This window comes from Novosphingobium sp. BL-52-GroH (assembly GCF_044813085.1).
In the GTDB taxonomy this organism is placed as follows: domain Bacteria; phylum Pseudomonadota; class Alphaproteobacteria; order Sphingomonadales; family Sphingomonadaceae; genus Novosphingobium.
In genome coordinates this window covers 259,048-282,098 of record NZ_CP171149.1, presented here as the reverse complement: position 1 = coordinate 282,098, position 23,051 = coordinate 259,048, and the positions used below count along the sequence as shown (strand labels likewise).

Genomic DNA, 23,051 nt, shown 5'->3' with positions numbered 1-23,051 from the left:
AGCTGAACCGATGGACGACACCGCAACAACGCGCAACAAGCTGGTCCCCGAAGGCAAGACCCTGGGCGAATGGATCGACACCCGCCTCGCCCGCTACGAGACGCGCAAGCTCGACTGGGATGCGCTCAAGTTCCAGGCGGACTTCGATCCCAAGTACCGCCGTGCGCAGATGCGCTACGTCGGCACCGGCGCTACCGGCGTCGCCACCGACACCAACACCGTCCAGGCCGAGCACTTCACGTTCTCGACCATGGTGCTGCCCGCCGGCTGCGAAGGCCCGCTGCACCTGCACGACGACGTCGAGGAGGTGTTCTTCATCCTCAAGGGCAACAAGGTGAAGCTGATGTTCGAGGCCGAGGGCGAATATTACGAGACTTACGTGCGCGAGCGCGATCTCGTCTCGGTCCCGGCGGGCATCTATCGCGGCCTCGTCAACGAAGGCATCGAGGAAGCGTTGATGATCGTGTGCCTGGGTACCAACGTGCCCGAGACGCCGACGTACCCGCCCGAGCACCCGCTTTCGAAGATCAAGCGCAACAAGCCGACCATCGTCAGTCAGTGAGGCGTGAGCCGGTGAGCGACGCGAAGGCCTGGCTGGATGCCGAGGCGCCCGTTCGGCATGCCGAGATCGACGGCGCGGTGCGCACGTGGCGCGAGGCGGGTTCCGGCTCGGGCGTGGCGCTGGTGCTGCTCCACGGCATCGGCTCGAACGCCGACAGTTGGGTCGGCCAGTTGGCCGCCTTCGCGCCCGAGCGTCGGGTCGTGGCATGGAATGCGCCCGGCTACGGCGGATCGACCCCGCTCGCCCCTGCCGCGCCGGTCGCCGCCGACTATGCGCGGGCGCTGTTCGGCCTGCTCGACCATCTCGGCATCGCGCGGTGCGTGCTGGTCGGTCAGTCGCTCGGCGCGATCATGGCGAGCGCGGCGGCGCGGATCGCGCCCGGGCGCGTGGCCGCGCTGGTGCTCGCCAGCCCGGCGACCGGCTACGGCGTCCCAGCCGGCGGGGAGTTGCCCGAGACGATCACGCGGCGGATCGCGGACATCCGCGAACTCGGGCCCCGCGGCATGGCAGACCGGCGCGCGATGCGCCTGGTGACGGACGCCGCTTCCACTGAGGTGCGTGCGATGGTCCACGGGGCGATGGCGGCGGTGACGCTCGATGGCTATGAAGCGGCGGTGCGGATGCTCGCGGGCAGCGACCTGCCCGGGCTGCTCCACGACGTGACGGTGCCCGGCCTGGTGGTCTGGGGCGCCTCCGACGTCGTCACGCCGCCCGCCGGTTGCAGGCGCATCGCCGAGGCTTTCACGGGCGCGGCACACGTCGAGGTTCCGGGGCTGGGCCACGCCTTCGCCACCGAGGACCCGGAGCAATTCAACGCAGCGATCCGCCCCGTGCTGGCGGCCGCCGACAAGGGAAACTGAACCATGGACCTGGGCCTTGCAGGACGCGTCGCCGTCGTTACCGGGGGATCCTCCGGGATCGGCCTGGCCACCGCCCGCCGCCTGCTCGACGATGGCGCACGCGTGGTGATCTGCGGTCGTGACCGGGCGCGCCTCGACGCCGCGGTAGCTGCGCTCGGTGCCGGCGACAGCGTGCACGCCGAGGCCTGCGACGTGCTCGACGCCGGTGCGGTCGATAAGCTCGCCGCCGCCGCCGTTGCGCGGTTCGGCGGGGTCGACATACTCGTCAACAATGCCGGGCAGGCGCGGCTGAGCACGTTCGCCAGCACGCTCGATGCCGACTGGGACGCCGAACTCAGGCTCAAGTTCTTCAGCGTCATAAACCCAACCCGTGCATTCCTGCCGCACCTGCAGGCGAGCGACAACGGGGCGATCGTGGTGGTCAACTCGCTTCTGGCGCGCCAACCCGAACCGCACATGGTCTGCACTTCGGCCGCGCGGGCAGGCGTGCAGAACCTCGTCAAGTCGCTCAGTGTCGAACTGGCGCCCAGAGTGCGGGTGAACTCGATCCTGATCGGCACCGTCAATTCCGGGCAGTGGGAACGGCGCTACAAGGAGCGTGCACCCGCGGGCGTCAGCTATGCCGACTGGCTCGCCGGGCTCGCCCGCGAAAAGCACATCCCGCTGGAACGCTTCGGCGAACCTGAGGAGACGGCGGCGGCCATCGTGTTCCTCGCATCGCCCGCCGCCGGATTCATCACCGGCGCGGCGCTGGAAGTGGCCGGCGGCGTCTCGCGCTTCGCGTGATCCGGGAGACCCGGGGTATCCGATCGCGCTGGCGCGGGAGGGACCTATGTCTGGCTATACGTGGATCAGGGCCGCCACTTCATCGGCCGGTGAGCTTTTCGTATCGCCGTGCTTCACGATCCGGCCGCGCTGCATGACGAAGTAGCGGTCGGCGAAGGACCAGGCGAAATCGAGGTTCTGTTCGACGATCAGGATCGCCACGCCCAGTTCCTTGCGCACCCGCATCAGGGCGTCCTCGATCTGCTGGACGATGTTGGGCTGGATACCCTCGGTGGGCTCGTCGAGCAGCAGCAATTGGGGCTGGCCGGCGAGAGCCCTGCCGATCGCCAGTTGCTGCTGCTCGCCTCCCGACAGCACCCCGGCCTTGCGGTCGGCGATCTGCGTCAGCTTGGGGAACAGTTCGTAGACCATGTCGGGCACCTTCTTCGGCCCCGAGAACCCCTTGCGGGCGAGCGCCGAGAGGCCGACCTCCAGGTTTTCTCGCACGGTGAGGTGCGGGAAGACATGGCGGCCCTGTGGCACGAAGCCGATCCCGGCGCGCGACCGCTGGTGCGCTTTCATGCCGGTCACTTCCTCCCCGTGCCAGTAGACGTGGCCGCCGGTACAGGGAAGCTGGCCCATGATCGTCTTGAGCAGAGTGGTCTTGCCCACGCCGTTGCGGCCCAGGATCGTCCCGGAATCTCCCTTGTCGAGGTCGAAGGCGACGTCCCACAGCACCTGGCTCTTGCCGTAGGCGGAACTGATCGTGCGCAAGTTGAGCAACTGGCCCGGATATTCGATGCTCATCATGCCCTCCCGAGATAGATCGCGGCGACTTCCTCGTCGGCGCGGATTTGCTCCAGCGTGCCTTCGCGCAGGAGCTGGCCCTGGTGCAGGACGACGACGTGGCCGCCCAATTGCGCAACGAAATCGATGTCGTGGTCGATCACCAGCACCGCGTGCTTGCCGACCAGCGCCTTGACGATTTCGGCCGTCTGGGTGCTTTCGGCTGCGCCCATGCCTGCGGTTGGCTCGTCGAGCAGCAGCAATTCGGCATCGGTGGCGACGACCATGCCGATCTCCAGCCACTGTTTCTCGCCATGGGAGAGGTTGCCCGCCAGCGCGTCGCGGCGACTGCCGAGGCTCACCATCTCGAGGATTTCCTCGGCCCTCGCGCGTGCCTCGTCCTCGCCCTTGCGGCCGAACTTGGTCCACCAGCGACGGTCGCGGGTGGCGGCGATCGTCAGGTTGTCGATCACCGACAGCGCGACGAGGACCCCTGGGGTCTGGAACTTGCGACAGATGCCGAGACCGACGATGGCGTGCTCGGCCTCGGCCTGGATTTCCCGGCCATGGAACAGCACCTTGCCCGAGGTAGCCCGGACCCGGCCGATGATCGAATCGCACATCGTCGACTTTCCGGCCCCGTTGGGTCCGATCACCACGGTCATCGATCCGCTCCGGATGGTGAGGGAGAGGTCGTTGATCGCCTTGAAGCCGTCGAAGTCGACCACGACGTTGCGCATTTCCAGCATGGGGGCAGTCATGCGTGAGTCTCCACAGGTTCGAGGGCAGGTGTCCTGGCTTTCCTCCAGCGGGCGAACATGTCGCCGGCGCGCGATGCCTTGAAGGGGCGCTCGCCCTCGAACAGGCCGGCGAGGCCCTTGGGCAGGACCGTGACCGCGAGGATGAACATCGCGCCTAGGATGTAGAGCCACATCTCGGGCAGGGCGGTCGATATCTTGTCCTTGGCGAAGTTGACCAGCAGCGCGCCAGCCAAGGCGCCGGGAACGCTCAGGCGTCCCCCGATCGCCACCCAGATCACCATCTCGATCGAGGGTACGACGCCCACCAGCGCCGGCGAGATCACGCCCGCGTGGATCGTGAACAGCGCGCCCGAGAGGCTCGCCAGCAGGGCACCGACGGCAAAGGCGATGATCTTGTACGGCGTCGGGTCGTAACCCAGGAAGCGCAGGCGGTTGGACCCGTCGCGGCTCGCGCGCAGCAGTTTGCCGAAGCGCGAGGCGATCAGCCAGCGCAAGGCCAGCAGGGCGAGGATCACGATCGCCAGCGTCACGAAGTAGAGCCCGGTCGAGGTCGAGGGCAGGTTGAGGTTGAAGCCCAGCAGCGTGCTGTAGTTGGTGAGGCCGTTGAAGCCGCCGGTCATGTCCTGCTTGCTGACCAGCAGCGTCGCGAAGGCCAGGGCCAGCGCCTGCGTGATGAGCGCGAAGTAGACCCCGCCGATCCGCCGCCGGAAGATCGCCCAGCCGACCAGCCCCGCCACGGCCGGCGCCACCACGAATATGGCGAGCAGGGTGAACAGCGCGCTCTGGAACGGGGCCCACCACCAGGGCAGCCTTTCGATTCCGCTCCACACCATGAAGTCGGGCACTTCGCCCTGGCCGAGTTCGACGACCTTGAGGTGCATCGCCAGCGCATAGCCGCCGATGCCGAAGAACACGCCCTGGCCCAGGCTCAGGATGCCGCCTTCGCCCCACAGCAGGACGAGGCCCATCGCGGTCAGTGACAAAGCGAGGAAGCGGGCGAGCAGGTTGAGGTCGTACTCGCTGAGCACCCACGGCGCGATGAGCGCGAGGACGAGTGCCACGATTCCGGCGAGCGAGGCTGGTGAAACTCTGGTCATCGGGGCACTCCTATTCTGCGTCCAGCGCGCGCGACTTGACGGCGATGACGCCCTGCGGCCGGAACTGGAGGAAGAGGATGACGAACAGCAGGGTGAGGACCTGCGCGAAACTCACGTCGACGAAGATCTGCGACAGTGCGGTGATGAGCCCGATGATGAGCGCGGCGATGGTCGTCCCCACGATCGAGCCGAGCCCGCCCAGGATGACGACGAGGAAGGCAGTAACGATGTAGCCTTGCCCGACGTTGGGCGTCACCGGCCCCAGCAGCGCCAGCACCACGCCGCCGAGGCCCGCGACGGCGGCGCCCAGCGCGAAGACGAAGCAGTCCACCAGGCGCACGTCGACCCCCATCGCCGCGGCGGTCGGCCGGTCCTGGTTCACCGCGCGCACCAGCAGGCCGATCCGCGTGAAGTTGAGGATCGCCGCCATTCCCAGCAGCACGCAGACCGCGACGACGAGGATGACGATGCGCAGCGTCGGCAGTTGCAGGCCCAGGATGGTCATGCCGCCGTCGAGCCAGGCCGGCGCGGTCACCGAAACGCCGGTCGCGCCGAACAGGTCGCGCGCGGCCTGCTGCAGGATCAGGCTCACGCCCCAGGTGGCGAGCAGGGTGTCGAGCGGCCGCGCCGTCAGCCGGCTGACCAGCGTGACTTCCAGCAACCCGCCGAAGATCCCTGCTCCCAGCAGCGCAAACAGCAGCGCCACGAACAGGCCGAGCGGCCCCGGCACCAGCGTCATCGCCATGTAGGCGAGATAGCCGCCGAGCATCAGCACTTCGCCATGCGCCATGTTGATGACGCGCATCAGGCCGAAACTCAGCGCCAGTCCCAGCGCCGCCAGCACATAGAGCGAGGCGACGCTGAAACCGTTGAAGAGCTGGCCGGTAAGGAACACTGCGTCCATGTCCTGCCTCCTTTTGGGGTCGCGATCCGTCCACCTGCACCCTCGTCATCCACGGGAATGACGAGGGGTAGTGAGCGGGTTTCTCGAACCTGCGTTGCGAATGGATGCTTCCGTCAGATCTTGCAGGACTTGCCCGGGAACGTGACCGGATCGTACGGGTCCGGATCGATCGGCGCGGGCGAGGCCCACAGGATCTTGAACTGCCCGTCCGGCTGCGACTGGCCGACGTAGGCGGTCTGGATCAGGCTGTTGTTGTCCTTGAACCGTACCTCGCCGAGCGGGGTGGCGACCTTGTCGAGGGTCACGGCGGCGGCGCGGACCTTGGCCGGTTCGGTGCTCCCGGCTTTCTCGACTGCGGCCTTCCAGACGTAGACATCGAGGTAGCCATGGACCATCGGGTCGGTGATGACCGCATCCTTGCCGAACTTGGCCCGGTAGGCGGCGATGAACTTGGCGTTGGCCGGATTGGCGAGGCTCTGGAAGTAGTTCCATCCCGCATAGCCGCCGTCGACCAGCGCCGGACCCATGGCCATCGCCTCCTGCTCGCCGATCGAGAAGGACATGACGGGCAGGACCTTGGGGCCCATGCCGGCGGCGGCCATCTGCTTGAAGAAGGCGACGTTGCTGTCGCCGTTGAGGGTGTTGAAGATCACGTCCGGACGGGCCGACTTGATCTTGCCGACGACGCCGGAGAACTCGGTTCCGCCCAGCGGCTGGTATTCCTCGCCCGACAGCGTCAGGCCGTCCTTGGCGAGGTGCTTCTTGACGATCAGGTTGGCAGTCCGGGGGAATACGTAGTCGGACCCTACCAGGAATATCTTCTTGTAGCCCTTCTGCTTCGCCCAATCATAGGCCGGCAGGATCTGTTGGTTGGGCTGCGCGCCCGAGTACATGATGTTGGGCGAGCATTCGTTGCCTTCGAACTGGACCGGATACCACAGCAGGTTCTGGCCCTTCTCGAACACCGGCAGCATCGCCTTGCGGCTGGCCGAGGTCCAGCCGCCGAAGACGGTGGTGACGCCGTCGCCCTCGATCAGCTTGGAGGCCTTCTGGGCGAAGATCGCCGGGTCCGAGGCGCCGTCTTCGACGACGGGGACGATCTTCTTGCCCATCACGCCGCCGGCGGCGTTGATCTCGTCGATGGCGAGTTGCGTCGCGTTCTTCACCGTCACTTCGCTGATCGCCATGGTGCCCGACAGCGAGTGGAGCACGCCCACCTTGATGCCGTCCGCACCTGCGGTGCCGGCTGGGTCGCCGTCCTTTCCGCACGCCGCGACGAGCGCGGTGCAGGCCAGCGCTGCCGTCAGGAAAATTCTCTTTTTCATGAATGCCATGCTCTTATCCCCTATTCTGAAGGCGGCTCAGAAGCGCGCGCCGATGTAGCCGACGACAGTGGCGCCGGCCCGGTTGTCGCCGTTCGAGGCGGCGGAGAACTTGTTGGTGTCGATGTAGTCCGCGCCGATCAGGAAGTTGCCGCGCGCGAAGCTGGCGCCGAGCGACCAGTTGACCTTGCTGTTCCAGCGGGTGCCGTCCTCGTATCCGACGAGGCCTTTCACGGCGAAGCCGGTCTTGGCGATCGGCAGGGTGGCGCTGGTGTATCCGTACGTGCTGTGGCCGGTGAAATGATACTCGTCGTGGATGGCGCCGGCCGCGAGGATCACCGGGCCGACGGGGCCGCTGACGCCCACTTCGTACTGGTCGAAGTCGATGTTCCTGGCATCGTGGAACACGAGCCGCAGATAGCGCGCGCGAACCTTGACGCCGCTGACGGTACCCTGGAGCCCGGCATAAAGGTCGGTTTCCATCGAGCCGGCCCCGGCATCCTTGTCGAGGCTCGATCCCCAGACCCCGACGAAGGCGCTGACGTTCTCCGCGATCGGAACGCCCGCCTCGACCGATCCCTGGATCACCGGTTTGGTGTCGCTCAGCGACGCGCCGCGCAGGCGATAGTCGTTGAGGAAGGTGACGCCGCCATTGAACGTGAACGGCAGCGCGTCGTCGGCGAATGCGGGCGCGGAGAGGCTTGTGGTGGCGGCGCTCAGCGCCAGCCCCAAGGCGATCGGCTTCCATCGTGTCATCGTGTTTCTTCCCTCCATCTATACCCTGGCGTGCGGGCTCGTTGGCCCGGCGACCCCTGAAGGTTGTGCAGTGCAGCAGGAGAGCGCCATGGGGCATTTGACGTAGACGCCGGTGGCTCCGGAACGAGGTTGGCGCCGTTGCGGGGCGCATGCACGCGTCCATACGTCAAATGCCCCATATGACCGGACCGACCTTGCGTGGATTGTGCAGTTGCAGCGCGGTTCGCTGCACTTACGGAAGGGCAGCAAGCGCGTGTATCGGGCGATCGCCACCAGCGAGGAAACCACGCACGGAGCAGTGGCCAGCGTGCCCGCCAGCCTGCGCAGCCCCGGCACGATCGACCTGTCGTTCGTCCGGCGCGAAGGGCGCACGGCGGCGCATCGCACGTTCCAGTCGGGCTGCATGCGCGTGCGCATCCCGCGCCCCGGCCATGCCGGCGAGGCACCTTGCGCGGTGCTCATCAACACGGCCGGCGGCGTCGCCGAGGGCGACCGGATCGACCAGCGCGTCCACTGGGGTGAGGACACCGTCGCCACCGTCGCCACCCAGGCGGCGGAGAAGGTCTACCGCGCGCTGGCGAGCGGGGCGCAGATCAACACCCGGCTGGACGTGGCGCGCGGGGCCGATGCCGAATGGTTGCCGCAGGAAACGATCCTGTTCGACAATTCCCGCCTGCGCCGCGACGCCCGGATCGTACTCGACGAGGACGTGACGTTCCTCGGCGTCGAGGCGGTCGTGCTGGGCCGGCAGGCCATGGGCGAGACCCTGCGGCACGGCGCCCTGCGCGACAGGATGCGCATCTGGCGCAACGGGCGGCTGGTCTATGCCGATACGCTGGTGCTCGATGGCGAAGTGTCGCGCCTGATGGAAAGCGCCGCGATCGGCGGCGGGGCGCGGGCGATGGCGGTGCTCGTCCACGCCTCCAATCGTGCCGCCAGCTTCCTCGATCCCGTGCGTGAAGCTCTGGAAGCCGCCCGTGGCCTCGCCGCCGCGAGTAGCTGGAACGGACTGCTCGCGGTGCGCCTGCTTGCGCCCGATGGCGAGACGCTGCGCCATGATATCGCCGCTGCCCTTGCCGTGCTGCGCGCCGGGCGGCCGCTTCCCCGCGTCTGGAGATGCTGAGATGAACCTCACCCCCCGCGAGAAGGATAAGCTGATGCTCTCGCTCGCCGCCATGGTGGCCCGCCGCCGGCTGGAGCGGCAGGTCAAGCTCAACTACCCCGAGGCCGTCGCGCTGATCTCCGACTTCGTGCTGGAGGGCGCGCGCGACGGGCTGTCGGTCGCGCAGTTGATGGAGGCCGGAGCCCACGTCATCACCCGCGAACAAGTCATGCCGGGCATCGCCGAGATGATCCACGACGTCCAGGTCGAGGCGACCTTTCCCGATGGCACCAAGCTGGTGAGCGTCCATGACCCGATCCGTTGACCCCTTCATCCCCGGCGAAGTGCTTGCCGCCGAAGGGGAGCACGAACTCAATGCCGGCCAGCCGGTGACGGTGCTCAGGGTCGCCAACGGCGGAGATCGCCCCGTCCAGGTGGGCAGCCACTACCACTTCGCCGAGGCGAACGATGGCCTCCTGTTCGACCGCGAGGCCGCGCGCGGCCAGCGCCTCGACATTCCCGCCGGCACCGCAGTGCGCTTCGAGCCAGGCCAGTCGCGCGAGGTCGGCCTCGTGCCGTTGCGAGGGCTGCGCCGCGTCGTCGGTTTCCAGGGCAAGGTGATGGGGGACCTCGCCTGATGGCATACCGCATGTCCCGCAGCGCCTATGCCGACATGTTCGGCCCCACCACCGGCGACCGGCTGCGGCTGGGCGATACCAACCTCGTGATCGAGATCGAGCACGACGCCACGATCCTGGGCGAGGAGGTCAAGTTCGGCGGCGGCAAGGTCATCCGCGACGGCATGGGCCAGAGCCAGCTCACCAACGCGCAAGGCGCCGCCGACACCGTTGTCACCAGTGCCGTGATCCTCGACTGGACCGGCATCCGCAAGGCCGACATCGCGCTTCGGGCGGGCCGCATCGCCGCCATCGGCAAGGCCGGCAACCCCGACATCCAGCCCGGCGTCGACATCGTCATCGGCCCCGGCACCGAGATCATCGCCGGCGAAGGCAAGATCGTCACCGCCGGGGGCATCGACGCGCATATCCACTACATCTGCCCGCAGCAGGTCGAGGAAGCACTGGCGAGCGGCGTCACCACGTTCGTCGGTGGCGGCACCGGACCGGCGACCGGCACCAACGCAACCACCTGCACGCCGGGGCCCTGGCACCTCAAGCGCATGCTGATGGCGGCGGAGGGCCTGCCGATCAACCTCGCGCTGTCGGGCAAGGGCAATGCCAGCCACCCCGCCGCGCTCGAGGAGATGGTGCGCGCCGGCGCCGCCGCACTCAAGCTGCACGAGGACTGGGGCACCACGCCTGCCGCGATCGACTGCTGTCTGTCCGTGGCCGATGCGATGGACGTGCAGGTGATGATCCACACCGACACGCTCAACGAAAGCGGCTTCGTCGAGGACACCATCGCCGCCTTCAAAGGCCGCACCATCCACGCCTTCCACACCGAAGGCGCGGGCGGCGGGCATGCGCCGGACATCCTGCGGCTGGCGGGTTTCCCGAACGTCATCCCTTCGTCCACCAATCCGACGATGCCGTTCACCATCAACACCATCGACGAGCATCTCGACATGCTGATGGTGTGCCATCACCTAGACCCTTCGATCCCCGAGGACCTGGCCTTCGCCGAAAGCCGCATCCGCAAGGAGACGATCGCCGCCGAGGATATCCTGCACGACATGGGCGCGCTTTCGATCCTCTCGTCCGACAGTCAGGCGATGGGCCGCGTCGGCGAAGTCATCACCCGCACCTGGCAGACCGCCCACAAGATGAAGGCCCAGCGCGGCGCCCTGCCGGGCGACAGCGAGAGGTCCGACAACGCGCGGGTGAAGCGCTACGTCGCCAAGTACACCATCAACCCGGCGATCGCGCAGGGCCTGTCGCGCGAGATCGGCTCGGTCGAGGTGGGCAAGCTGGCCGACCTCGTCATCTGGAGCCCGGCCTTCTTCGGCGCCAAGCCCGACATGGTGCTCAAGGGCGGCATGATCGTCAGCGCCATGATGGGCGACCCCAACGCCAGCATCCCGACGCCCCAGCCGGTCCATTCGCGGCCGATGTTCGGGCAGTACGGCCGGGCGATGGCGGCCAGCTGCATCACGTTCGTCAGCCGCGCGGCACATGAGGCGGATATCGCGGGCGAACTGGGCCTTTCGCGCACGGTGCTCCCCGTCGAAGGCGTGCGCGGCATCGGCAAGGCGCAGATGAAGCACAACGATGCGCTGCCCGACATCCGCGTCGATCCCGAGACGTACGAGGTGCACGCCGACGGCCAGCTCCTCGTCTGCGAACCCGCCACCGAGCTGCCGCTGGCGCAGCGATACTTCCTGTATTGAGGGCCACTGATGCGACGCGCCGCTCCCTTTGCCGGAAACCCCCGCCGTCCCGAATCCTTCCTGCTCCGAAGGAATGGGGAGGTAGCAAGCCGCAGGGCCGACGGAGGGGGCCTCCCACTCCCGGCTCCATCGAACGGAACCTGAGACCATGCAGCGCATCACCGCCATCATCCCGGGGGGCGCCGCCGAAGCGGCCGACACCGTCCGTCTCGACTTCGACCAGCGCAACCGCCGCCGCATGGTCTTCACGACCGAAGCGGGCGCGGTGATCCTGCTCGACATGCCGCGCGCCGTCCACCTGCGCGACGGCGACGCGCTGCGGCTCGACAGCGGCGCCAGCGTCCGGGTCGAGGCGGTGGGCGAGGCGCTGCTGGAAATCCATGCCCACTCCACCGCGCAACTGGTGCGCATCGCCTGGCACCTGGGCAACCGCCACCTGCCGACGCAGCTCGCCGGGCAAAGCCTGCTGATCCGCCACGACCACGTCATCGCCGGGATGGTCGAGGGCCTCGGAGGCCACGTACACCACGTCATCGCGCCGTTCGACCCCGAAGGCGGGGCCTATTCCGCGGGCGGCCACGGCCACCATGACCATGACAACGATCATGACCATCACCATGGTCACGCCCATGGCTGACGCCGATCTCTTCGACCTGATGAGCTGGATGTCGCCGGCCTGGCCGATCGGCGCCTTCGCCCACTCGGGCGGACTTGAATGGGCAGTGGAGGCAGGCCACGTCACCGACCGCGCCAGCACCTGCGCCTGGCTCCTGGCGCTCATCGGGCACGGCGCCATCCGCAACGACCTCGTCCTGTTCACCTATGCCTTCCGCGCCGCGCGGGCAGGGGACGAGCGGGCGCTGGCCGAAGTCGCCGACCTCGCGCTCGCCAGCCAGGTCGGGCACGAGCGGCGGCTGGAAAGCACCGCGCAAGGCGCGGCCTTCGTGCGCATCGCCCGCTCGGCCTCGGGCGTCGAGCGGTTCGCTCCGCAGGTCGAGGCACTGGGCGATGTCGAGGCGGCCTACCCCGTCGTGGCTGCGATCCTGTTCGCCGGGCGCGATATCGACCTCGCCCGCGCGCTGACCGCATGGCTGCACGGGGCGGTGTCCAACCTCGTCTCGGCGGCGCAGCGGCTGGTGCCGCTCGGCCAGACCGACGGCCAGCTCACCTTGCGCGATTGCCGCGCGGCGGTCCTGTGCGCGGTGGAGGACGCCTGTGCGCTGCCCGATGGCGATCCCTTCGAGGCGCTGGGCGGATGCACGCTCGTCGCCGATCTCGGCTGCATGGCCCACGAAACCCAGTACACGAGGCTATTCCGCACATGAATGCTATACCCACGAACGGCGCACTGCGCGTCGGCATCGGCGGCCCGGTCGGGTCGGGCAAGACGGCACTGATGGATGCCTTGTGCAAGCATTTGCGAGAGGCCTACGATCTCGCCGCGATCACCAACGACATCTACACGCGCGAGGATGCCGAGTTCCTCACCCGCGCCGGTTCGCTGTCGCCCGACCGCATCGTCGGCGTCGAGACCGGGGGCTGCCCACACACGGCGATCCGCGAGGACGCCTCGATGAACCTTTCCGCCGTGGAACTGCTGGAAAAGCGCTTCCCCGGCCTCGACCTGATCCTGATCGAGAGCGGGGGCGACAACCTCGCCGCCACGTTCAGCCCGGAGCTGGCCGACATCACGATCTACGTCATCGACGTGTCGGCGGGCGACAAGATCCCGCGCAAGGGCGGTCCGGGCATCACCCGCTCGGACCTTCTGGTCATCAACAAGATCGATCTCGCGCCGATGGTAGGCGCCAGCCTCGAGGTGATGGATCGGGATTCGAGGAAGATGCGCGGGACACGGCCTTTCGTCTTCGCCAATATCCGCGCGGGGCACGGACTGGAGGAGATCGCCACATTCATCGTCAAGGCCGGGGGCCTGCCCGAAAGGATCGCCGCATGAAGCGTATCGCCGCACTCTTCGCATTCGCCGCCGCTTTTGTGCCAGGCCTTGCCTCGGCCCATCCCGGCCACGGCGACACGTCCTTCGCCGCCGGCCTCCTGCATCCGCTGACCGGGGCGGACCATCTCGCGGCCATGCTGCTGGTCGGGCTCGGTGCGGCGGTCTTCGTCAGGCGTTCGGGCTGGGTGTTGCCGGCAACGTTCCTCGCCGCGCTGCTCGCGGGCTTTGCAACGTGCACCTGGCTTCCCGTCACGTTCGCGGAGGCGGGCATCCTCGCCTCGCTGGTCGCGCTGGGGACGGCTACGGCGCTGTGGGTTCGTGCTCCACTTCCACTGGCGATGTTCGCAATTGCGGTATTCGGCTATGCGCACGGCGCTGCCCATGGCATCGAGACACCCGAGGGCGCGGCGCCGGCGCTGTTCGCGGCCGGTTTCCTCGCATCGAGCGCGGTCCTCCACGTGGGCGGCTACGCTCTGGCGCGAGTGCTGCCGGTATCGGCGCTGCGGGGCATCGGGGCCGGAAGCGCGGGCCTGGGCCTTTTGCTGGCGGGATTGTCTTGAGGGGGTTGAGTCAGGTTGACGAAGACGGCGACTGATCCAGGCATGACGTCCGACGTCGCCATCAAGCGCCAGGTCATCGTCGGCACACGCCGGCGCTACAACCAGTGGGTCAACGACCAGACGCTGGAGGACTATGCGCTGCGCTTCACGGCGACGAAGGCGCGGGTCTGGTCGCCGGGCTGGGTCGCCAATACCGCGCTGGGTTCGATCGCCTTCCTCGCCTGCGAAGCGCTGGGCGCCACCGTCACCATCGGTTACGGCTTCGAGAGCATGGCCTGGGCGTTGGCGGTGGCCTCCGCGATCTTCCTGATCTCCGGCGTACCGATCTGCTACTATGGCGCACGCTACGGCGTCGACATGGACCTGCTGACGCGCGGCTCGGGCTTCGGCTATCTGGGCTCGACGATCACTTCGGCGGTCTATGCCTCGTTCACCTTCATCCTGTTCTCGATCGAGGCGGTGATCCTCTCGGCCGCGCTGGAGCTGAGCTTCGGCATCCCGCTGCCGATCGGCCACCTCATCAGTGCGATGGTGGTGATCCCGATCGTCGCCTACGGGTTCCGGCGCATCAGCCAGTGGCAGAACTGGACGCAGCCGCTCTGGTTGGTACTGCAGATCACGCCGATCCTGTTCCTCGCCGCGCAGGGTCCCGAAGGGCTTGCCCTGTGGACCGGCTTCCAGGGCGCCGAGCAGGCCCGCCCGCTGGCGAGTTTCGCGGTGGCGCTGGCGGTATTCCTCTCGCTTCTGCCCCAGATCGGCGAGCAGGTGGACTACCTGCGCTTCCTCCCCGAGCGCGAGACCATCGGCAAGTGGCGCTGGTGGTCGGCGCTGCTGGCGACCGGCCCGGGCTGGATCGTGATCGGCGCCGGCAAGATCGCGATCGGCTCGTTCCTGGCGGTGGTGGCGCTATCCAAAGGCCTCGGCGCGGACGACGCGGGCAATCCGGCGATGCTCTATTTTCTCTCGTTCGGTGGCCTCGTGGCGGACCGGACCGGGGCGATCGTGCTGACCATCGTGTTCGTGGCGCTGTGCCAGATCAAGATCAACGTCACCAACGCCTATGCCGGATCGATCGCGTCCTCGAACTTCTTCTCGCGCCTGACCCACCGCCATCCGGGGCGCGTGGTATGGCTGGTGTTCAATACCCTGATCGCGCTCATGCTGATGCAGGGCGGCATCCAGACCGTGGTGGAGCGGGTGCTTACGCTCTATTCCAACTTCGCAGTGGCGTGGTTCGGCGCGGTGATTGCCGATCTCATGATAAACAAGCCGCTGGGGCTCTCCCCACCCGGCATCGAGTTTCGCCGCGCCTACCTCCACGATCTCAATCCCGTCGGCGTCGGGGCCATGGCGATCTCGATCCTGTGCTCGACCCTGTGCTTCGCCGGGCTGTTCGGCGAGGTGCCGCAGATGCTCTCCCCGGTGATCGGGCTGGCCGTCTCCTTCGCCCTGTCGCCGCTGATCGCCAAGGCCACCGGCGGGCGCTATTATCTAGCCCGCCCCCGCGACACCTTCGCGCCGGGCGAGTGCACCTGCAAGGTCTGCGAGAACCGTTTCGAGGCGCCCGACATGGCGCTCTGCCCGGTCTATGATGGCGCCATCTGCTCGCTGTGCTGCACGCTGGAAGCGCGCTGCCACGATGCATGCAAGGAACGCCCTCAGTCGATAGAGGGGCTGATCCCGGCCGCGCGGCGATATCTGCCATCGAAGCTGGCGGACGAAGTCTACGCCCGCGTCCTGCGTTTCCTCCTGGCCTATTGCGTGTGCCTGGGGATCGGCGGACTGGTGCTGCTGCTGATCTACTACCAGCGCAGCGTGGCGGGCGACGATGCCGACGCGTTGGCCAGCGTCCTGCGCACGGTCTTCGTCGGCTTCACCGCCATCGCGGGCTTCGGCGCCTGGTATTTCACCCTCTCGCGCGAGAGCCAGCGCGCGGCCGAGCAGGAGACCGAGCGCCAGACCGTCTCGCTGATGAAGGAGATCGCCGCCCATGCCCTGACCGATGCCGAACTCCAGCGCGCCAAGAACGCCGCCGAAGCGGCCAACATCGCCAAGAGCCGCTACATCATCGGCATGAGCCACGAGATCCGCTCGCCGCTCAATGCGATATCGGGCTACGCGCAGCTTCTCGAACGCTCTGGCCAGAGCGCGCCGGTGGCCGATGCGGTACGCGTGATCCGGCGCAGTTCCACTCACCTCGCCGATCTCGTCGACGGCCTCGTCGACGTTTCGCGGATCGAGAACGGATCGGTGCGCATCGCGCGCGAGCGGGTCAACCTGACCGACCTGCTCACCCAGATCGTCGACATGTTCCGAATCCAGGCGGCGGCGCGCGGTATCCAGTTCGAGCACAGCCGCCCCGGCCATCTCCCGACCTGGATCTACACCGACCAGAAGCGTCTGCGCCAGGTGCTCATCAACCTCATCTCCAACGCGATAAAGTATACTCCCGCCGGCACGGCGGCGCTGCACGTCTACTGGCGTGACCCGGTGGCCGAGTTCGAGGTGGTGGATACCGGCGTCGGCATCGAGGAGGCCGCGCTCGACCGTATCTTCGAGCCCTTCGAGCGGATCGGCACGGTGCGCGGGCAGAAGGGCGTGGGGCTCGGGCTGACGATCACCCGGATGCTGGTCGACGTGATGGGCGGGCAGCTCACGGTCAGCAGTCGGCCGGGCATGGGCAGCACCTTCAAGGTCAAGATGTTCTTTTCCGAAGCGCCGCCGCCCGACGAGGTCGCGATCGCGGCGCCCGCTTTCGCCGGGCAGAGCCGCAGCCTGCTCGTGGTGGACGACGACCCGGTCCACCTCGAACTGGTCCGCGACCTGCTGGTCCCGCTAGGGTTCGAGGTCCGGTTCGCCGACAATGGCCGGGCCGGCGTCGAGGCGTTCGTGCAGGGGCGGCCCGACCTCGTGATGATGGACATCGCCATGCCCGGCATGGACGGCTGGGAAGCCGCCCGCGCGATCCGGGCGCTGGACGCGGACACCCCGATCCTGATGGTCTCGGCCAATGTCCACGATTTCCAGCGCGCCCGCCGCTCCGACGACCCCCACGACGACTACCTGACCAAGCCTTACGAGATCGACGTCCTGCTCGATCGCATCGGCGTCCTGCTAGACCTCGAACCGGCGCCCGCGGAAAGGGTGGGCGAATGAACGCGACGATCCTGGTCGTGGACGACGACGGCGATACCCGTGCCATGCTGGCGGCATTCCTGCGCGCGCAGGGCAGCGAGCCGGTGCTCGCCGCGGACGGCCTGGAGGCGTTGGCGCTGCTGGAAGGCACGGTGCCGGACCTCATCCTGCTCGACGCGGTCATGCCCGGTCTCGACGGCTTCGAGACCTGCCGCCGCCTCAAGGCCGATCCCCGCGCGGCGGGTGCGCCGGTGATCTTCATGACCGGGCTGAGCGATACCGACCACGTCGTCATGGGCCTCGGCGCGGGCGGGGTGGACTACATCACCAAGCCACTGGTGTTGGACGAACTGAGTGCGCGGATTCGCGTGCACCTCGACAATGCCCGCAAGGCCCGCAGCGCCCTGACCGGACTGGAAAGCGTGGGCGCGCGCCTGTTCACTTGCGACGCCCGCGGCAGGATCGCCTGGACGACGCCGCCGGCGCACGAACTGCTGTCTGCGATGACACCCGAAAGCCGGCGGGCCTTCGACGACTGGCTCGCGGACGGTGCGCGCGAGGCTGCGGCAATCACGCTGGGCCAGGCGGGCGACCGCTATCTGGTGACCCCGCTGGGGCAGGCCGGTGCGGGCGAGGCATTGTTCCGCATCGCCGCCTCGAGCGAAGGCAGCGAGGCTGAAGTCCTGCGCCGCCATTTCACGCTCACCCCGCGCGAGGCCGACGTCCTGCTGTGGACCGCGCGCGGCAAATCCAACAAGGACATGAGCGATATCCTCAACATCTCGGCGCGCACCGTGAACAAGCACCTGGAGCAGATCTTCATCAAGATCGGGGTCGAGAACCGGGCCTCCGCGGCGGCGGTGGCGACCCGGGCGCTCTACGCCCCCTGACCGGCGCGATCCGTCTCCCGCGGGGGAGGGATCGCTGGCCACGTTGACAGGAGCGACCGGGGAGATGATCCTATGCCCCCATGCCCAGTACGATCCTGATCGTCGACGACGATCCCCACATCCGCCAGCTCCTCGTCTTCGCCTTCGGCAAGGCGGGTCTCGACACGATCGAGGCGGCCGATGGCGAGGAAGCGCTGGTCCAGGTGGAGCGCCATTCCCCCGACCTCGTCATCCTCGACATCAACATGCCGCGCATGGACGGGCTGGAAGTGTGCCGCCGCCTACGGGCGGGCAACGAGGTGCCTATCTTTTTCCTGTCCTCGCGCGATGACGAGATCGACCGGGTGCTCGGCATCGAACTGGGCGGCGACGACTACGTGGTAAAGCCCTTCTCCCCGCGCGAGGTGGTGGCGCGGTCCATGGCGATCCTGCGCCGTACGGCAGGTCGCCCGCTGCAGGGCGCGATCGTTTCGGTGATGCGGCAGGGCCTGCTGAGCCTCGACACCGAAAGCTGGACGGCGCAGTGGGAAGGCAGGGACATCGGCCTGACGGCGACTGAATTCACCATCCTGCGCACATTGCTGGAAGCGCCCTCGCGCATCTTCTCGCGCGACCAGATCATCGACCGTTTCCGCGGGCCCGGCTTCGCGCTGACGGACCGGACCGTCGACAGCCACGTGCGGAACCTGCGCCGCAAGTTCGCCGACGTCGGTGGCACCGACGTGATCGAGACCCGGGCCGGGATCGGATATCGGCTGGGAGAGTGCGCCGGGGTGTCCTCTTCGGCATGATCGCGCGTCTGAAGGCGTGGATCGGCGGCCACTGGCCGGTTCTGCGGCTGCGCACGATCTTGCTCGGCACGCTGCTGTTCTGCGCCGCCCTGCCGGCCTTCGGCGCGATCTTCCTGCGCGTCTACGAAAATGCCCTGGTGCGCCGGACCGAGGCGGAACTCGTCGCCCAGGGCGCGGCGCTCGCAGCCAGCGCGGCGATCGTATCGAGGGGGATTCCGATGCAGCCGGCGCTATCTTCGGACCCGGAGCGCTACCATGATCGCGCGACCGAAGTGGACTTGCGGTCGTCCCCGATCCTGCCGCCGCGGCCCCATGCGGCCAAGACGCGCCGAAAGGCGGACAGCGCGGCCCTTGCCCTGGCCTCTCGGATGATGCCGGCGTTCCGCGAAACCAAGGTGACCACGCTCGCATCGATCCTCATGCTCGATCGGCGGGGCGTGCTCTTGAACGGCCGGGAAGCGGGCGGCAGCCTCGCCAGCCTGCCGGAGGTACGCGCGGCCCTGGAAGGAAGCGCCATGACGGTGCTGCGCGAGAACGAGGGCTACAGGAACCGTCATGCCCTGGAATGGCTGAGCCGGGCGGCCAACATCCGCCTGCACCACGCCCGCCCGATCATCGTCGACGGCAAGGTGGTGGGCGTGCTGCTGGTATCGCGGTCCCCGCGTGCGCTGTTTTTGGGCATCTACGAGGATCGCGGCAAGATCGCGCTGGGAGCGGCCTTGATCCTCGCGATGCTGGTGATGGTGACCGCGGTGCTGTCGCGCGCGATCGTCCGTCCGGTCGAGCGGCTGAGCCAGGCGACGCGCGAGCTGGCGTCCGGCCGTCGGGTCGCGGCGCGCCAGCCCTCGCTGCAGGTGGTCGAGGTCAGGGCGCTGTTCCGCGACTTCGAGCAGATGGCCGACAGCATCGAGAAGCGGTCCCGCTACCTCAAGGACTTCGCAGCCTCGGTCAGCCACGAGTTCAAGACTCCGCTGGCAGCTATCTCCGGCGCAATCGAATTGCTGCAGGACCATGCCGACGACATGTCCCCGGCAGACCGCGAGCGTTTCCTGGCGAACATGGCCGCCGACGCCCGGCGGCTTTCGCAACTCGTGCGACGGCTGATGGAACTGGCGCGGGCCGACGTGCTGGTCGGTGAGCGCGATGCCACCGCGCAGCCCGAAGCGGTGCTGGCCGCCGTTGCCGATGCCATGGCCAAGGAGGACTTCCGGATCGACCTGCGCCTGCCCGAGTCGTCGGCTGCCATCTCGATGGATGCCGGGGCGCTGGAGGCAGTGCTGACCACGCTGGCCGAGAATGCCCGGCAGGCCGGTGCGAGCCGCCTGGGCGTGGCTCTGGCGACGGAGGCGGACAGGGTCCGTATCGATCTCGTCGACGACGGCCCGGGCATTCCGGAAGGCGACAGGGAGCGGGTGTTCGATCCGTTTTTCACCAGCAAGCGCGAGCAGGGCGGCACAGGCCTGGGCCTCGCCATCGCACGCTCGCTGCTGGATGCCTACGGGGGCGGGCTGGAACTGGTGCCGTCGGCCGAGGGCGCTCACTTTCGCATCCTATGCCTCCGGTCCGACCCGCAGGTCTACTGAACCGTCAGCACATCCTTCACGCCTCCCCATCGCTTCGCGACGGAGAGGAATCCGGCACGGGGGGGCCTAGGCTGCCACTGCCATGTCCGCGCCGGTCGAGAAGCGGCTGCGGTATTCGCCCGGCGATAGGCCGAGGATGCGGTGGAATACCCGGCGGAAGGCGGAGGCATCCTCGTAGCCTATGCTCCAGGCGATCTGGTCGACCGGGCGGCGGGTGAACTCCAGCAGTTCGCGGGCCTTGCCGATCCGCAGGTGCTGGACATATTCGATCGGCTTCAGCCCCGTCGCCGCCTTGAACCGGCGCAAGAACGTGCGCTCCTCCAGCCGGGCCTCCTGGGCCATGTCGACGACGCTGGTGGGCCGGCCCGAACGCGCCTGGAGCCAGTGCTGGACTTTGAGGATCGTCTCATCACCATGGGTGAGGCGCGGGGCGAAGCTGCTGTAGTGGCGCTGTTCGCGTCCCGTCGGGTCGATGAGCAGGAACTTGGCGGTCTCGATCATCACCGTGGGGCCGAGCAGCCGGTCGACCAGCCGCACGCCGAGGTCGGTCCAGGCCATCAGCCCGCCGGCTGTAATGATGTCGCCGTCCTCGATCACCATGCGGTCGGGGTCCACCAGCACCTCGGGGAAACGCGCGCGGAAGGCTTCCGCGAAGGCCCAGTGCGTGGTTGCCGGACGGCCCGCCAGCAACCCGGTCGACGCGAGCAGGAAGGCCCCGCCGCACGTCGATGCCAGGACCGCGCCGCCGGCATGGCGGTTGAGCAGCCAGCGGGCGTAGGGCGCGGCCTCCTCGGCGTCGGGCGGGCCGGTGAGACGTCCGGGGGCGATGATGATCGCCGGTTCGCCCGGCTCGCCGGGAGCGGTGTCGTGGCTGCGCCCCAGGCGGCTCTGGGCATCCATTGTCCAGTGGCTGACCCGGATCGGCGGACCGCCCCGGGCGGCCGAGAACATCGAGGCGATGGCGAACAGGTCGGTGATGCCGTGAACCATGGCCATCTGGCAGCCCGGATAGAGAACCAGACCCACCTCGCCACCCGTATGAGCGCTCGCCATATGCCAGATCCTCGTTTGTCAGTTTTGGCCCGGCTTATGTCGGAACCGCCAATCCTGCCGTGCCGAGAGGCAGCGTAACTTCTGTTTCACCGGGCGGAAAGGCCCTCTTCAGGACAGGAGACAGACAATGAACACCATCACCACCGAGGACGGCACCCGCATCTTCTACAAGGACTGGGGTGACAAGGACGCCCAGCCGATCGTCTTTTCGCATGGCTGGCCACTGAGCGCCGATGCCTGGGACGCGCAGATGCAGTTCGTCGCCGCTCAAGGCTTTCGCACCATCGCCCACGACCGCCGCAGCCACGGCCGGTCCGACCAGGTCTGGGCGAACAACACCATGGACCAGTACGCCGACGATCTCGCCGAACTGATCGAGGCGCTCGACCTGCACGACGCGGTGCTCGTCGGCCATTCCACCGGCGGCGGCGAGGTGACCCGCTACGTCGGCCGCCACGGCACGCGGCGTGTCGCCAAGGTCGCGCTGATCGGCGCGGTGCCCCCGCTGATGCTGAAGACCGAAGCGAACCCCGGAGGCCTGCCGATCGACGCCTTCGACGCGATCCGCAAGGGCACGTACGACAACCGCAGCCAGTTCTTCCTCGACCTCACCATCCCCTTCTACGGCTACAACCGCGAAGGTGCGCAAGTTTCGGAAGGCATCCGCCAGGAGTTCTGGCGCGAGGGGATGATGGGCGGCCTCAAGGGACAGCTCGATTCGATCCGCGCCTTCTCCGAAAGCGACTTCCACGACGATCTGGCGAAGTTCGACGTGCCCACGCTCGTGCTGCACGGCGACGACGACCAGATCGTGCCGATCGGCGCATCGGCGCGCGAAACCGTCAAGATCGTCAAGGACGCCCGGCTCGTCGTCTACGAAGGTGCCGACCATGGCCTTACCATGACCCATCAGGATCGCTTCAACGCCGATCTTCTCGCTTTCATCCGCGATTGAAGGCATTCTGGCGGCGGTGCCTTCGCCGCCAGAATCTCCGCTACCAGCAAACCAAGGAGATTTCCCATGACCCAGCAGACCTTCCTCGTCACCGGCGCCTCGGACGGCATCGGTGCCGTCTACGCCGACCGCCTCGCCCGTCGCGGGCACGACCTGATCCTCGTGGCCCGCCGGGTCGACCGGCTCGCCGACCTTGCCGCGACCCTTTCCGCAGAAACCGGGGTTTCGGTCGAAGTGATCGGCGCGGACCTGGCCGACGCCCGGGCCCTCGCTGGAATCGAGGCGCGGCTGCGCGAGGACCGGACGATCACCGGCCTCGTCAACAATGCCGGCATCGCCAACGAAGGCCCGATTCTAGCGGCCGATCCCGACTATCTCTCGGGGATGATCGACCTCAACGTGCGCGCCGTGACCCGCCTCTCCGCCGCGATCGCGCCGCACCTGGCCGAAGCCGGCGCGGGTACGATCATCAACGTCACCTCCGTGACGGCACTGATGCCGGAAGGGTTCACTTCGGTCTATCCGGCCACCAAGGCCTTCGTGCTGGCCTTCTCCGAGGCCCTGCACGCCGAGCTTGGGCCCAAGGGCGTGCGCGTCCAGGCGGTGCTGCCCGGCATCACCCGCACGGCGATCTGGACGGAGGAGGCGCTTGCCGGCCTGCCGCCCGAGATGGTCATGCACGTCGACGAAATGGTCGATGCCGCGCTCGCCGGGCTCGACCTGGGCGAGACCGTGACGATCCCAGCCCTGCCGGACATGGCCGACTACGAAGCCTACGTCGCCGCCCGTAGTGCGTTGCGACCCAACCTTTCGCATGCCCATGCCGCGTCGCGCTACGGCGCGGCGGCCGTGGCCTGACAGGAGG

At 67.9% G+C, this 23,051-nt stretch carries 24 protein-coding genes; 17 read left to right on the top strand and 7 right to left on the bottom strand.

Annotation, left to right across the window (positions count from 1 at the left end):
- Window positions 1–10: 10 nt before the first annotated feature.
- The 3 genes from ACFFDA_RS01285 to ACFFDA_RS01275 are packed head-to-tail and all read left to right on the top strand — an operon-like array spanning window position 11 to window position 2,208.
- The gene (locus ACFFDA_RS01285) at window positions 11–562 is read left to right on the top strand and encodes a cupin domain-containing protein (RefSeq protein ID WP_404477781.1); all 552 of its coding nucleotides are present in this window, start codon (window positions 11–13) and stop codon (window positions 560–562) included.
- Window positions 563–573: 11 nt separating this feature from the next.
- Complete coding sequence (locus tag ACFFDA_RS01280; RefSeq protein ID WP_404477780.1) at window positions 574–1,422, top strand: alpha/beta fold hydrolase; 849 nt, start codon at window positions 574–576, stop codon at window positions 1,420–1,422.
- Window positions 1,423–1,425: 3 nt separating this feature from the next.
- Window positions 1,426–2,208 (top strand): SDR family oxidoreductase, encoded by a 783-nt coding sequence (locus ACFFDA_RS01275; RefSeq protein WP_404477779.1) that lies wholly within the window; start codon window positions 1,426–1,428, stop codon window positions 2,206–2,208.
- A 54-nt stretch (window positions 2,209–2,262) separates the two neighbouring features.
- Here ACFFDA_RS01275 and urtE read toward each other — a convergent pair whose 3' ends face one another.
- The 6 genes from urtE to ACFFDA_RS01245 all read right to left on the bottom strand — a co-directional run bounded on the left by urtE (window position 2,263) and on the right by ACFFDA_RS01245 (window position 7,813).
- Entirely contained in the window at window positions 2,263–2,997 is a 735-nt protein-coding gene (urtE, locus tag ACFFDA_RS01270) for an urea ABC transporter ATP-binding subunit UrtE (protein WP_404477778.1), read from the bottom strand.
- The gene (urtD, locus tag ACFFDA_RS01265; protein WP_404477777.1) at window positions 2,994–3,734 is read right to left on the bottom strand and encodes an urea ABC transporter ATP-binding protein UrtD; all 741 of its coding nucleotides are present in this window, start codon (window positions 3,732–3,734) and stop codon (window positions 2,994–2,996) included. The genes urtE and urtD overlap by 4 nt, the downstream gene beginning before the upstream one ends.
- Window positions 3,731–4,831, bottom strand: a complete 1,101-nt coding sequence (gene urtC / locus ACFFDA_RS01260) for an urea ABC transporter permease subunit UrtC (protein ID WP_404477776.1) — start codon at window positions 4,829–4,831, stop codon at window positions 3,731–3,733. The genes urtD and urtC overlap by 4 nt, the downstream gene beginning before the upstream one ends.
- Window positions 4,832–4,841: 10 nt before the next feature.
- A complete protein-coding gene (gene urtB, locus ACFFDA_RS01255; RefSeq protein WP_404477775.1) occupies window positions 4,842–5,735 on the bottom strand; it encodes an urea ABC transporter permease subunit UrtB in 894 nt (297 codons plus the stop codon).
- Between the two features lie 113 nt (window positions 5,736–5,848).
- On the bottom strand, window positions 5,849–7,069 hold the full coding sequence (gene urtA, locus ACFFDA_RS01250; protein ID WP_404477774.1) for an urea ABC transporter substrate-binding protein: 1,221 nt from the start codon (window positions 7,067–7,069) through the stop codon (window positions 5,849–5,851).
- A gap of 27 nt (window positions 7,070–7,096) precedes the next feature.
- On the bottom strand, window positions 7,097–7,813 hold the full coding sequence (locus tag ACFFDA_RS01245) for a TorF family putative porin (RefSeq protein WP_404477773.1): 717 nt from the start codon (window positions 7,811–7,813) through the stop codon (window positions 7,097–7,099).
- 253 nt (window positions 7,814–8,066) lie between these two features.
- Between ACFFDA_RS01245 and ACFFDA_RS01240 the strand changes: the two genes are divergently transcribed.
- The 12 genes from ACFFDA_RS01240 to ACFFDA_RS01185 all read left to right on the top strand — a co-directional run bounded on the left by ACFFDA_RS01240 (window position 8,067) and on the right by ACFFDA_RS01185 (window position 20,178).
- Window positions 8,067–8,936: an urease accessory protein UreD gene (locus tag ACFFDA_RS01240; RefSeq protein WP_404477772.1), complete on the top strand. Its 870-nt coding sequence runs from the start codon at window positions 8,067–8,069 to the stop codon at window positions 8,934–8,936.
- 1 nt (window position 8,937) lies between these two features.
- Window positions 8,938–9,240, top strand: a complete 303-nt coding sequence (locus ACFFDA_RS01235; RefSeq protein ID WP_404477771.1) for an urease subunit gamma — start codon at window positions 8,938–8,940, stop codon at window positions 9,238–9,240.
- Window positions 9,224–9,553 (top strand): urease subunit beta, encoded by a 330-nt coding sequence (locus tag ACFFDA_RS01230; protein ID WP_404477770.1) that lies wholly within the window; start codon window positions 9,224–9,226, stop codon window positions 9,551–9,553. The genes ACFFDA_RS01235 and ACFFDA_RS01230 overlap by 17 nt, the downstream gene beginning before the upstream one ends.
- A complete protein-coding gene (gene ureC, locus ACFFDA_RS01225) occupies window positions 9,553–11,262 on the top strand; it encodes an urease subunit alpha (protein ID WP_404477769.1) in 1,710 nt (569 codons plus the stop codon). The genes ACFFDA_RS01230 and ureC overlap by 1 nt, the downstream gene beginning before the upstream one ends.
- Before the next feature lie 148 nt (window positions 11,263–11,410).
- Window positions 11,411–11,899 carry an urease accessory protein UreE gene (ureE, locus tag ACFFDA_RS01220; protein WP_404477768.1) on the top strand — a complete coding sequence of 163 codons (489 nt, stop codon included), beginning with the start codon at window positions 11,411–11,413 and terminating at the stop codon, window positions 11,897–11,899.
- On the top strand, window positions 11,868–12,587 hold the full coding sequence (locus ACFFDA_RS01215; RefSeq protein WP_404477767.1) for an urease accessory protein UreF: 720 nt from the start codon (window positions 11,868–11,870) through the stop codon (window positions 12,585–12,587). The genes ureE and ACFFDA_RS01215 overlap by 32 nt, the downstream gene beginning before the upstream one ends.
- A complete protein-coding gene (ureG, locus tag ACFFDA_RS01210) occupies window positions 12,584–13,219 on the top strand; it encodes an urease accessory protein UreG (protein ID WP_404477766.1) in 636 nt (211 codons plus the stop codon). The genes ACFFDA_RS01215 and ureG overlap by 4 nt, the downstream gene beginning before the upstream one ends.
- Complete coding sequence (locus tag ACFFDA_RS01205; protein ID WP_404477765.1) at window positions 13,216–13,779, top strand: HupE/UreJ family protein; 564 nt, start codon at window positions 13,216–13,218, stop codon at window positions 13,777–13,779. The genes ureG and ACFFDA_RS01205 overlap by 4 nt, the downstream gene beginning before the upstream one ends.
- A 42-nt stretch (window positions 13,780–13,821) precedes the next feature.
- Entirely contained in the window at window positions 13,822–16,935 is a 3,114-nt protein-coding gene (locus ACFFDA_RS01200) for an ATP-binding protein (protein WP_404477764.1), read from the top strand.
- Window positions 16,932–17,804 (top strand): response regulator, encoded by an 873-nt coding sequence (locus ACFFDA_RS01195; protein ID WP_404477763.1) that lies wholly within the window; start codon window positions 16,932–16,934, stop codon window positions 17,802–17,804. Before ACFFDA_RS01200 ends, ACFFDA_RS01195 begins: the two co-directional genes overlap by 4 nt.
- An 80-nt stretch (window positions 17,805–17,884) precedes the next feature.
- Window positions 17,885–18,595, top strand: coding sequence for a response regulator transcription factor (locus ACFFDA_RS01190; RefSeq protein WP_404477762.1), 711 nt, complete (start codon window positions 17,885–17,887; stop codon window positions 18,593–18,595).
- Window positions 18,592–20,178, top strand: coding sequence for an ATP-binding protein (locus ACFFDA_RS01185; protein ID WP_404477761.1), 1,587 nt, complete (start codon window positions 18,592–18,594; stop codon window positions 20,176–20,178). The genes ACFFDA_RS01190 and ACFFDA_RS01185 overlap by 4 nt, the downstream gene beginning before the upstream one ends.
- Window positions 20,179–20,244: 66 nt before the next feature.
- Here ACFFDA_RS01185 and ACFFDA_RS01180 read toward each other — a convergent pair whose 3' ends face one another.
- The gene (locus ACFFDA_RS01180) at window positions 20,245–21,231 is read right to left on the bottom strand and encodes a GlxA family transcriptional regulator (RefSeq protein ID WP_404477760.1); all 987 of its coding nucleotides are present in this window, start codon (window positions 21,229–21,231) and stop codon (window positions 20,245–20,247) included.
- A gap of 127 nt (window positions 21,232–21,358) precedes the next feature.
- On the opposite strand from ACFFDA_RS01180, the gene ACFFDA_RS01175 reads away from it, so the two are divergent.
- Together ACFFDA_RS01175 and ACFFDA_RS01170 are read left to right on the top strand one after the other, a co-directional pair.
- Entirely contained in the window at window positions 21,359–22,186 is an 828-nt protein-coding gene (locus ACFFDA_RS01175) for an alpha/beta fold hydrolase (protein ID WP_404477759.1), read from the top strand.
- Window positions 22,187–22,252: 66 nt separating this feature from the next.
- Window positions 22,253–23,044, top strand: coding sequence for an SDR family NAD(P)-dependent oxidoreductase (locus tag ACFFDA_RS01170; RefSeq protein WP_404477758.1), 792 nt, complete (start codon window positions 22,253–22,255; stop codon window positions 23,042–23,044).
- Window positions 23,045–23,051: the final 7 nt, after the last annotated feature.